Genomic DNA, 10,044 nt, shown 5'->3' with positions numbered 1-10,044 from the left:
CGGGGTACTTGCTCGAACGTCCCATAACGCGAATCCTCCCAAGGTCGGGAGTCTCCGGACATGCCGGGACGGCTCAGAAGGCATGTTGGTCAACCCCGAGCGGTACCACTTCGGTGGTTACCTGCCGGGTGACGCCGAGGTCCGCAGCCCGGACTATCTGCACTTCCGCTCACCAACGGGGTCCATCGCCTGCACGTGGCGACGTTTCTCGCTATATTGCGACGTGCCGGACGGCACCTACCCGCGAACACCGAAACCAGCCGGGCAGCACGGTGATTGGCGTGACACCGTAGTGAACTTCGGGTGGGGGCGCGTCGTCAATGGTGTATTCGACGACGACCCGCTGGTTTACGCCGAGTCCAATGTGCTGGCCTACGGCAGCACCATCCGCTTAGAGACCGATCCTGATGCCACAGAATGCCTCATGGAACGCGACGGTCTGACCTGCGTCACGTACACCGGCCGGCGCATCGGGATGCATCTGAGCCGCGAAGACCTGACGCCACTGCCCGTCACCGATGCGCTCGAGAAAGACAACCGTGCCGAGCCCAAATAGCCGCGGCAGGCGAATCCATACATTGAGACGCCGGCGCAGATGCGAACCTGTGGCGTCGGCTCGGCGCGGAATCGCCCGCGCGACAGCCGTTGTGGTCACTCTCGCTGCGATCGTGTTGACCAATGCAGGTTGCACAACGCACAAGCAGGCAGCCGAGCACCCGGTCGCGACACTGACGGCCCCGCCTGCCGAGGTCGGGGAGTGCGCACCGGATCGGTTGTACCCGACGATGTCGGCGACTTGTTGGTCGTACCAGTAACCGTTGGCGGCGTTGGCTTTGAGTTGAGCTGTTCGGCGGGCACGCCGGGATCTGAGTCGTGAGACCGTGTGGAATCCGCAGCAGGCGGTAGCCCCCGCCCGGGCTCAAAAGGGCCAGGCCCCTCCGGCGTCCCGGCCGTGCCAGAATGAAGGGGTGCCCTCCATCACCGATATCTTGTGGTGCGCGGTGATGGTGGCGTTGATGGCACTCGTTGTCGTGTTCGCCTTCTGGTATTTCCGGCGGATCCGAGACGGCCGAATCAATCCGATCGTGGCTCCGGATTGGACCTCTCTTGAGCGCCCGGCCTCCCCGCCGTCCGGGCTGCAGTGGGGCGGCGGCGAGCAACGAGAGCTCGACGATGACAGCCACATTGGTCGGCCGGCCTTTCCCGCCAGCGGGGTAAAGGGAGCCGAAGCGGCGCAATGCATTTCGGGTTTCAACGGCTTTGGCGCCCTCCGGCAGCATCAACCGTGGGATTCCCGCGCCAACGAGGATTGCACCAGTGATCATCAGAATCCTCAAGCACTACGCCGGCACCTGGCGGTGTGCTGTCAAAGACATTGAGCCCTGTTCGAGATACTGCTGAAGGCGGAGGTGCTGTTTTGGGAAACACGGATGATTTTTCGCGGCCGGAATACGGAGGCGAAGAGGAGACCACGCTGATCTCGCCGCCCGATTCAGAAACCACCGTCGTCGTGCCACCTAAAGGGGGCCCTGATCCTGACAAAACGGTCGTCATCAACCCCGCCTCGGAAACCGCCAGCGAGGAAACAACAGTGGTGGTGCCCGCGCCTGCCTCCGCCACGTCGGCATCGCCGTTGAAGCCACCATCTGTACCCTCGCCAGCAACAACAGATCCCGCAGAACAAACCCGGCCAGCGACCTGGCCAGCACCGGCACCGCCCGCCCCGCCCGCTGACCAGACCTTCACGCCAAGGCCGCCAGCGTCGACACCCTTACCACCTGCGTCGGCGCCGCTGCTGCCGCGGCCTGCATCCCCCATGCCCACCTATCCGCCGCCGGGTTACGCACCAATCCGCCCCTACCTGCCGTCACCGGCACCAAGCCCCTACGCAGGCCCGGCTGCGACCACACCAGAACCTCAACGCCGCTTTGATTGGCGCTGGTTGATACCGCTGGTGGTCGGCGCGGTGATCGTTTCGGTCGCTCTGGTGGCCGTCGTTATCGTGCGGGCCGGTCCAGTCAAATCGTTGCTGGCCGACAACCTCGACGTCGCGGCCACGCAGGCCGCGGTCCAAGGGGTGCTCACAGACTCCACCACCGGATACGGCCTGCACGACGTCAAAGACGTCACCTGCAACAACGGTGTCAACCCCGTCATCGCCAAAGGCGCCACATTCACCTGCGAGTTCACCATCGACGGCCACCAACTGCAGGCGAAGATGACGTTTCTCGACAGTGCCGGCACATACTCGGTTGGCCGCCCGCAGTAGCGCGGGCCCCCCGCAAAGGTGGCCTATTGTTGCCCGCGCCGGGGAACGGTGAGCAAACCGGTGGTCCGTGCGTTTCGCAGCTAATCCCGGGAAGCCCTTACCGGTACCGTCAAACACGGGTAGCTGAGGGGGCTGCCGCTAGCAGCTTCGGAGATCTGAAATCCGTTGCCCACCTTGGGAGAACAGGCGACGGATTGCTGCAAAAAAGGGGGAACCATGGATGTGGCCGGCGAGATCACCAAGACGGTCGACAAGATTAGTCGCCGCAACGGTGTTGCAGGACAGTACGCCTACGACGTGACAGTCACGTATCACTTTCCCGATGCCGAACCACAGACCTACAACGCCACTTTCGTAGGCAGCGACCACGGCGCCCCTGTTGTTATGAGGGACAAGTTTGGCGAACGGTTCGTCGAGGACTGGCGCCGGTACGGTGACGAACTCAATCCCGACTGGATCCGCCGCTTCTACGCCTGAGCAGAACCGAGCAAACACATGCCACGCAGCTTCGTTCACGCGCTCTGCGCCGGCACCACCTGCCCGGCCCGCAGTGAACAGTAGTCGCGACAAAGCAGGACGGAATAGCTTTGGGGGCAAAGCTAATTGGGTCAATTTGAACCAAAAGAGGGAGGGCAATAGAAAATGGGAAGTGCGCCATCCGGATCTGAGGTGACTACCACTCGTGCGCTGCGCGAGTGGCTCGGTGATTTCAACGGTGACCTACCTGTGGCGGCTTTAGTAGAGGGCGTTCTCAGCGAGGGTGTAGGGCTTCGGCTCGGCTGGCGGGATGAAGCGGACCACAGCCGCTGGGGCTGGGGCTTCCCTGCACCAAACGATTCGGCCGAGCAGTTCGTCGTCATCGTCACCCATTACTGACCGCGGTCGGTAATGGTGGTGTGCCAACGAAATCCCGAATTGCCGTCGCCGCCAGGCCGCCATGTACTGGCTTAAGGAGGAAAGGGCATGATCGAAGTGACCTTGGAAACAACAACGAGGTACGTCCGGGCATACGACCGCGAAGACGTCATCGACCTGCTAGGAGAAGCTGATGGTGCGTTGAGCCGCGGCGAGTACGAAACCATGAGCGACGCAGGGTTAGCGCAGGCGCTTCACGATGTGCTCGACGGATACGATCTCGGCGTCAATGAACACGTGATTGCGGATATGGGCACCAGCGATGATGCCCGTGACGTGTGGACTGTTGAGGCACGGTGACGATACATCGGTGCGCCCAGCGGTGAAGCGATTGCGGGGCAACCCAATTCCATAGTGGGACAACCACGGTGACGGCCGGGATTGGGACTGGGACTACGGCGACAACCCAAGACGGCGGCGATTCGGCCGCACCGTCGGCTCGGCCCCATTCTCGCGGAGACGATCGCAGACGGGGAGAAGACAGGTCGTGACCGCAATCGCGCCGGTCGTGAAATGCGTTCGAGCGCACCATGTGTCCCGGTAGCGAACCGCTTGATGTAGTGACCTTGCGAAGCCGTGTCGGCGCGGGAACGTAGCCTATGCGGTTATGGCGGGTTCGATGCATGACGGGGTTTCCGCAGACTCGGTGCGGTGGAGGAACGACGGGTTCTTCAGCGCTTCCCGCAGCGATGGAGTGCGCGTGAAGGGTGTCGCCGGCGACGGCGAAACGGTGGCGGAGCTGCTGAGGCGAGCCGAGGGATTCAACGCGTCGGGGTCGGTGTATCGGGTGCGGCCTAATCATGAGGTGCGTGACTTCGGCTGGTCACCGGAGGCCGGCCGTGAGGCCGCCGACGTCGCCGCTGAGCTCAAATTCCAGCTCAGGGCAAGGCGGCCGGTCGAGATGGTGCCGTTGCTTGAATCACTCGGGCGGGAAATCCCATCCATCAGTGACGAGCTTGTCCTGGTGGCGCAGGAGCGGGCGAGCGACTTGAATCGGAATGCTCCGCAGGTTGGGGCGAATCGCGTGTTCATGCCACCGTTCGATGAATCGGATGTCGGTGCGCTCGGTGTTCGTGGTAGCGCTGTTCGGGGATGGGCGATTTGGGCTGATTGGATAGGATCGCGGCTGCTGGTGTCCACGTCCAGCCCGGTGTGGAATGTCATCGATCGGGAACCGGTGCGCGACACTGTCATCAGGGTTGCGGGGTGGCTAAGGGATGCGGTTGCCAGCGGGGGATTGGACGACTGGCTATCGGAGATGTTTGAAAACGATCCCATGCTGCTGAATCAGATCGAGGGTCCGGCGGGGCCTGTATACGAAGTGGTCAGCGGCACTCACCGCGCTCATGCTGCCCGGATCTGGGGTCTTCCCTATGTCCTTTGCAGGGTGCAGGTGGACCGTCTTCCGAGGCCGGTGCGGCCCCACACGCGGATCGTCGCCCAGTTGTGGGAAGGACTGCGCCGGCGTGGGCTTCTTGAGGCCGACCGGGTTGGCGATTGCTGGTATCTGCGATGGATTACGGCTGAGTGGATGTTAACTCCACCGCAGCTGGCCACCCAGTGGAATGCGATGTACGAGCGTATCTATCCGGGTGCGTTGCAGGAGGTCACCGGTTTGACGTTGGCCCAGCTCGTCGAGCCGGATAGGTGGGCGCAGGCGCTGCTGTAAGACCGAGAACCCCCACATCTGCGAGCATCGCGGCATTGATCAACGGCGGTCTTGCTTGCCGATCCACTTGCGCACCGTCAGTCGGTCGACACGGATTTCACGCGAGAGCGGCGCCTCATGGCCGGGCCCGCGGTCCTCGTTGGCGAGCATGACGACGACGCGTGCGGCCGCCGCGGCCGCGTCGAGCGCGCGCCGCGCATCGGCGAGCGCATCGCCGGCGTCGTAGGTGTCCAGGTCGCCGAGCAGGTATAGCGCTGCGGCCTGCCGGGCTGCGGCACGCTCGTGGCTGCGGTCGCGTCCGCGGTCATCGGGGAACAGGTCGTCGAGTTGAGCGTTGATCGCCTCAAAGCGCGCGACCTTGGCGGCCGGGATGGTACGCACTGTGCCGCCGACACGCACCGGTTTGCCTCGGGCCATGTGTTCACCGTCCTTGGGTGTCGTGAGCTCGGCCAGTGCCGCCGCCATGAGTGGGCTCCCATCTCACTGGGTGTCGGTGCACCGACAGGCTAGCTGTCGGGCTGTTGGTGGGTCAACAGCCCGCAAACGATAAGAGCTTCTGGTCATCGCAGCGCGGGGACGGCGAGCCTGCCTCCAACAGTTATGTGGGGCGAGCGCGGGCGGGGTTGTATGTGCCTTGCTCTGCGGTATCCCGCGTCCCGGTTGGGGGCAGTGCAGTGTCAATCCGGCGATGATGTATGGCAGCCGAATTAGTTGGTGCGCCTTCGTGATAGCGCGAGTTCTCACTGCGCGGCGGGATTGGCAGTGCGACACGCTAACGCCGCACGACCGCGCGATTGGCACGTGTGATCAAGCACGGTGCGGACGATGCCTAAGTCAAATGTGCTGACGTATCAACACGGCGTATGATCTACTGTTGACGCATCAACAGGTGGGGATAGGAGGCCACGGCATGCGCGCAATCAGCCCTGACGTCCAGGCGCTCGCGACCAAGCTGCTACGGCTGGCCGCCGAGCTCCACGAGGCACAACGGCCTATCGACCGCAAGACAAGTCGCGCGAAGTTCGACGGCGCCTGCGAGGTCGCCAATGTGCTCGGCTACGGGATCACCGAGAACGAGGTGGCCCTCGCTGTACTGGAGTTCGTGCGCGCTAACCCCCGACCCGCCGCGAATACCTGGAATCACGAGCGCAAGTCATGGGTCGCCCAGGGTATCGCTGAGGTCGGCGCCAAGCTGCACGCAATGGGACCTGACCGGCCAATGCATGTCGGGTTGGTGTGCCCCGAGTGCGGCGGCATCGGCCTGAACTCGTGCGTCTGCTGACCGCACAACAGCAACCAAGCGACACGGGATCGGAGCCGAAACGATATGAGCAGCAAGCTGACCCCAGCCCAGGAGCAGGCGCTCTCCACGATCCGCGTACGCGGGCATTTGTGCAACGGGGGCGCTGCAGCGGAGGCGGCGTCGAGCCTGGCTGATGGCCACTGCCCGACGGTGTCCCTGGTCATCGAGGTGTCTTGATCATGGATGCAGTGACAGCGGTCAATGAGGCCGCCCAGCGCCACGGGTGGCGTCGTGTTGAGCACAAACCGCATGACAGCGTTTTCGGTCGGGGCGTGCAACGGCTGATTGTCGGCTACAGCCGCACCGGCAAGGCCGTCGATTGCGCGATCTTCTACCCGCTCGGCCCAGGCACCGGATACATCGACGATCCGACACCGCATTACAGTGTCGGCGGTGGCGGTGGCAACAAGCTCGACACCGTTGTTCGTTGGCTTGCTACGGAACCAAGCCATGACCCGCTCCCGTCAACCCTGGTTCTGATCCCGTGTGCAGCCCGCAAACTCGCCAGGGGAGCGCCGGCGGGCGAGCTCTACGACAGCGCACACTTCCGCCTCACTGTGCGTGCAGCCCAAGCGCGGGCTCACATGGTCGATGCGCGCGTGATGATTCTGTCTGCCAAGTACGGGCTGGTTCGACTTGAGCGAGTTATCCAGCCCTACGATGTGACCTTCGGCCAGCCGGGCGCCGTCGACGTCGCCCTATTGGCAACGCAGCTGTCGGCGCAACATGTGGACACCGTTGAGGCGTTACTTCCGAGCCGCTACCTCGCAGTCGTGCGGCAAGCCCTCGAGATCATCGAGCAGCGCGGCAGCGGCTGCATCGAGCTCGTCAACCTCTACCTTGGGGCGGCTGGCATCGGATACCAGCGGGCGGTGCTGTCTGCGCTACTTGCCGAAGCGGCAACGCATTCGAGTGCGGCAGCCGGCGCGTAGACGTCACCGCATTCCGGGGTAAAACAACCAGAGCAGTATCGCCAGAACCGACAGGCCGATTGCGGCGGTTGCGAGCCCCACTAACGAGAGCTGTCCAGAGTCGATTCCCCACCACAACATGCCGGCGCCAGCCGCCAGCATGACGGCATTGCCCGCGAAGAACTTGACCGCGTCGCGTGCGCTCGCCGGGGCAGCATGCCGTGGCGCCTTTCCAGTGTCTTTGACGTCGCGTGTGCGTAGGGCGTTGACGACGAAGTAGATGCCGCCCACCATCGTGACCAAGCCGACCACCGGTAAGGAGTGCGCCCGGCGTCCCCCGGGTGGCGGCGGATTGAACGCCATTAACGCGCCGCTGATTGTCCATAGCAAGCCAAGCAGAAACCGATAGAGCCTTGGCGCCACGAGATCAGTATCAACCGACTCGAAGCGAGGGCAGGGAATCTCGCCTGGCGGCGCGGCGATGGAGCCATGCCGGCGCACACGACGGCCCCCTACCGACTATTCAGTCCCTACAGCTGCGATCCCGGTATGCTGAGTGCCTCGCGCAAGACGCACCCGGATGCGCCGCCACCACGGCGGGGGACGGCCAGGACACCGATGCCTCGCATCTCGCCAGACAGTCCGGCTCTGATTCGCCCGTAATCGGCACCGTACGCCGCCGACCCGACCGATACACCTTCGGTGATCAAGCTGTCGGCAGCCGGGGCAGCCACGCTGCCTTTGCAAACCATCAACCGGCAACGACCAGGTATCGAAACGCCCACGCACACAGAGGAGTTCGACATGACTGCTGCACTGGATCCCGGCCGTCCGTTCACGGGCAGCGAACGAGAGCTGCTGGAAAACACCCTGGACCTCAACCGCAGGGAGCTTGTGCGAGCTGTTGAACATCTTTCCGACACCCAAGCCCGCGCAAAGCTCGTTCCTTCCCTGACCACGCCGATCTCATTGGTCAAGCATTGCGCCGCGGCCGAACGCATCTGGTTCCAACGAACACTGGCGGGCATGAGTGTCGACGAATGCGACGGCCATGCCAGCGGCGGCGATGGTAGCTTCGGTGTCGCCGACGACGAAACGCTCGCCGACGTCATCACCGAGTACGTTGCGGCATGTCGACGGTCCAACGAACTGGCCGCTGATTTCAAGCTGGACGACACCGTCGAACACCACATCGTCGGCAGCGTGAGCCTGAGATTCATCTATCTGGGCATGATCGCCGAAGTCGCCCGCCACGCCGGCCACGCAGACATCCTTGCCGAGCAGATTCAGGCGGCGACGAAACCAACCGAGGTCTCCGAGTAAGGACCCGGGAAGCGGCCACCTGAGTGCGGGTGAACGTCAGCGGCCTTGAGGGTGATGGGGTCAGATGGGGGGCCGGCCGCCGGTGACGCCGGGGCCAGGGCCGGCGCCATCGGGATGAACTACGGGCAGGTGTGGGATCGGCGTTCCCCATTCGTCGACCTCACCATCGTCATCATCTCCCCACGGGCGCCAACCCTCGCCCTCTGCCAGCCGAGGCGCGTCCACGCCGCCACGGCCAGCGTTGAAACCGGCAAGCTCCGAACGCACGGCCTCGACCTTCGCCAGGTTTTGCCGGTCTTGCTCGTCCAAGCCCGTGGCAGCGTCCCTGCCTTGACCGGCGGTGGCCGCCGCATCGGACACCACCTGCTTGCTGGCCTGTAGCTGGCTTCGGGCCGCGTCGGCGATGCGGGTATCGATGCCCGGGCCGAACGTCTGGCTGGTGTCGGGCTGTGACTCCTCGAAACGACCACGCAGCGCCGACATTTGCGACACCGCCTCCGAAGGCGTCACCCGAATCTCCGGCGCTCCTGCCATAACGGCCCCTCCTACGTTCCCAGCCAGCGGCCAGCATCTAAGCGCTAAGCACCACACTGCACGCTTAGGCTACCGCCTGCGCGCACCCATTCGCGGCCCGAAATGGAGCGGTCAGAGCCGCGTCATGGGGTCGTCGCCTGCCAAATGGTCACACCAGTCGCAAGGATCGTCGACTTCGCTGCCGTAAACGACGTATTGGGCCACCGCGCGCGCCACGGTTTCGGCGAGCTCCGGCGCGAACACAGGTTCACCAGCATTGGAGTCGAACGGTTTAAGTGCGCCGATACTGGCCGCGAGCGGGATTCGGTGGTTGACATCTGCGGCGATATCGAGCGCGGCCTTGCCGTCTACAAACATTGTGTAAAGGACGTGCGCAGGGAAGTCGTAGTTGAGGCGCAGCACTCACCACTGGCCCGTTTGCTGGGCCGCGTATGGGGAGAACTTGTAGCCAGTGCGCTTCCACACCGGCTGGACCGACGAGTCGACAGCCTGGGCGGACCCTAACGGTCACGATGCCCATTGTGCGCGAACCGCGGTTTTCCGCCCAAGGTCGCCGCGTCGCCGGAGAGATCCCGCATCCCAGCACTTGCCGCAAACCCCGAAACGGACGTACCGTCGTCGGACGACGACGACACTACGGTCGTCTACTCAGCGGTCGCGTCACGTGACGACGCTCAGCATGAAAAATCCCGTCGAAGAGGTCACCGCCTCTGTTCGCCGATGAATCCGCATCGCCCGCGCAAACCGCGCAAAGATGGCGCCGCGTTGCGATACCTTCAGCAGTGGCGTAAATACGTCGAACTCACCGAAAGCGTTGCACGCAAAGGCGACTACGTGCCCTGGGTAAGAGACTGTCCTTGTTGCGACCCGCTGCTGCGCGACGACTCTGCACGCAGCCAGCTCGAAAGTCTGATGTGCAACGGCGGAAGGCGCGCTCACCGGTTACGGGCTGCTGTTGCCCGGCTCGATGAGCGTTTTCGCGCCGCGACGATCGAACAGGGTGTATGGAGATCCGCGCCCTGGTGGGACCGGCGCCGGCCAAGGGACTGGTAGGCCCAATTGATGCCCCTCACGGATGAATCCGGGGATTGACGAGTTGCTGGCCGCCCAGAGTACGTAC

13 protein-coding genes and 1 pseudogene are annotated in these 10,044 nt (G+C 63.8%); 10 read left to right on the top strand and 4 right to left on the bottom strand.

What is annotated here, in order from left to right; translation table 11 throughout:
- The 7 genes and pseudogenes from AWC14_RS14115 to AWC14_RS14090 all read left to right on the top strand — a co-directional run.
- A pseudogene (locus tag AWC14_RS14115) lies at nucleotides 1-556 on the top strand (hypothetical protein); the annotation flags it as partial.
- 445 nt (nucleotides 557-1,001) lie between these two features.
- A complete protein-coding gene (locus AWC14_RS14110) occupies nucleotides 1,002-1,379 on the top strand; it encodes a hypothetical protein (protein ID WP_211282302.1) in 378 nt (125 codons plus the stop codon).
- Nucleotides 1,380-1,816: 437 nt separating this feature from the next.
- Complete coding sequence (locus AWC14_RS14105) at nucleotides 1,817-2,269, top strand: DUF4333 domain-containing protein (protein ID WP_083071432.1); 453 nt, start codon at nucleotides 1,817-1,819, stop codon at nucleotides 2,267-2,269.
- Nucleotides 2,270-2,485: 216 nt separating this feature from the next.
- Nucleotides 2,486-2,746, top strand: coding sequence for a hypothetical protein (locus AWC14_RS14100; RefSeq protein WP_083071431.1), 261 nt, complete (start codon nucleotides 2,486-2,488; stop codon nucleotides 2,744-2,746).
- Between the two features lie 192 nt (nucleotides 2,747-2,938).
- Nucleotides 2,939-3,145, top strand: a complete 207-nt coding sequence (locus AWC14_RS28235; protein ID WP_139800109.1) for a hypothetical protein — start codon at nucleotides 2,939-2,941, stop codon at nucleotides 3,143-3,145.
- An 87-nt stretch (nucleotides 3,146-3,232) separates the two neighbouring features.
- Nucleotides 3,233-3,484 (top strand): hypothetical protein, encoded by a 252-nt coding sequence (locus AWC14_RS14095; RefSeq protein ID WP_083071430.1) that lies wholly within the window; start codon nucleotides 3,233-3,235, stop codon nucleotides 3,482-3,484.
- A 430-nt stretch (nucleotides 3,485-3,914) separates the two neighbouring features.
- Nucleotides 3,915-4,853: a hypothetical protein gene (locus AWC14_RS14090; protein ID WP_211282301.1), complete on the top strand. Its 939-nt coding sequence runs from the start codon at nucleotides 3,915-3,917 to the stop codon at nucleotides 4,851-4,853.
- Between the two features lie 39 nt (nucleotides 4,854-4,892).
- On the opposite strand, the gene AWC14_RS14085 is transcribed toward AWC14_RS14090, so the two are convergent.
- On the bottom strand, nucleotides 4,893-5,318 hold the full coding sequence (locus tag AWC14_RS14085) for a hypothetical protein (protein WP_083071428.1): 426 nt from the start codon (nucleotides 5,316-5,318) through the stop codon (nucleotides 4,893-4,895).
- A 409-nt stretch (nucleotides 5,319-5,727) separates the two neighbouring features.
- Between AWC14_RS14085 and AWC14_RS14080 the strand changes: the two genes are divergently transcribed.
- Both AWC14_RS14080 and AWC14_RS14075 read left to right on the top strand, forming a co-directional pair.
- Nucleotides 5,728-6,135 carry a hypothetical protein gene (locus AWC14_RS14080; protein WP_139800108.1) on the top strand — a complete coding sequence of 136 codons (408 nt, stop codon included), beginning with the start codon at nucleotides 5,728-5,730 and terminating at the stop codon, nucleotides 6,133-6,135.
- Nucleotides 6,136-6,335: 200 nt separating this feature from the next.
- Entirely contained in the window at nucleotides 6,336-7,088 is a 753-nt protein-coding gene (locus AWC14_RS14075; RefSeq protein ID WP_083071426.1) for a DUF6884 domain-containing protein, read from the top strand.
- 3 nt (nucleotides 7,089-7,091) lie between these two features.
- Here the strand turns inward: AWC14_RS14075 and AWC14_RS14070 are convergent, their stop codons facing one another.
- Nucleotides 7,092-7,430: a hypothetical protein gene (locus AWC14_RS14070; protein WP_142281696.1), complete on the bottom strand. Its 339-nt coding sequence runs from the start codon at nucleotides 7,428-7,430 to the stop codon at nucleotides 7,092-7,094.
- A 339-nt stretch (nucleotides 7,431-7,769) separates the two neighbouring features.
- Between AWC14_RS14070 and AWC14_RS14065 the strand changes: the two genes are divergently transcribed.
- Nucleotides 7,770-8,390 carry a DinB family protein gene (locus tag AWC14_RS14065; protein ID WP_308010081.1) on the top strand — a complete coding sequence of 207 codons (621 nt, stop codon included), beginning with the start codon at nucleotides 7,770-7,772 and terminating at the stop codon, nucleotides 8,388-8,390.
- Nucleotides 8,391-8,450: 60 nt separating this feature from the next.
- Here AWC14_RS14065 and AWC14_RS14060 read toward each other — a convergent pair whose 3' ends face one another.
- Both AWC14_RS14060 and AWC14_RS14055 read right to left on the bottom strand, forming a co-directional pair.
- Nucleotides 8,451-8,924 (bottom strand): hypothetical protein, encoded by a 474-nt coding sequence (locus AWC14_RS14060; protein WP_139800106.1) that lies wholly within the window; start codon nucleotides 8,922-8,924, stop codon nucleotides 8,451-8,453.
- A 111-nt stretch (nucleotides 8,925-9,035) separates the two neighbouring features.
- A complete protein-coding gene (locus tag AWC14_RS14055) occupies nucleotides 9,036-9,326 on the bottom strand; it encodes a hypothetical protein (protein ID WP_139800105.1) in 291 nt (96 codons plus the stop codon).
- Between the last annotated feature and the right edge of the window lie 718 nt (nucleotides 9,327-10,044).

The organism is Mycobacterium kyorinense (assembly GCF_002101735.1).
Taxonomy (GTDB): Bacteria; Actinomycetota; Actinomycetes; order Mycobacteriales; family Mycobacteriaceae; genus Mycobacterium; species Mycobacterium kyorinense.
This window is presented reverse-complemented; position numbering and strand designations above follow the sequence as displayed.

Excerpts from the sequence above, each read along its gene's own strand:
- AWC14_RS14075 (WP_083071426.1), top strand. The coding sequence starts at position 6,336 with ATGGATGCAGTGACAGCGGTCAATGAGGCCGCCCAGCGCCACGGGTGG.
- AWC14_RS14070 (WP_142281696.1), bottom strand. The coding sequence starts at position 7,430 with ATGGCGTTCAATCCGCCGCCACCCGGGGGACGCCGGGCGCACTCCTTA.
- AWC14_RS14060 (WP_139800106.1), bottom strand. The coding sequence starts at position 8,924 with ATGGCAGGAGCGCCGGAGATTCGGGTGACGCCTTCGGAGGCGGTGTCG.
- AWC14_RS14100 (WP_083071431.1), top strand. The coding sequence starts at position 2,486 with ATGGATGTGGCCGGCGAGATCACCAAGACGGTCGACAAGATTAGTCGC.
- AWC14_RS14095 (WP_083071430.1), top strand. The coding sequence starts at position 3,233 with ATGATCGAAGTGACCTTGGAAACAACAACGAGGTACGTCCGGGCATAC.
- AWC14_RS14105 (WP_083071432.1), top strand. The coding sequence starts at position 1,817 with ATGCCCACCTATCCGCCGCCGGGTTACGCACCAATCCGCCCCTACCTG.
- AWC14_RS14085 (WP_083071428.1), bottom strand. The coding sequence starts at position 5,318 with ATGGCGGCGGCACTGGCCGAGCTCACGACACCCAAGGACGGTGAACAC.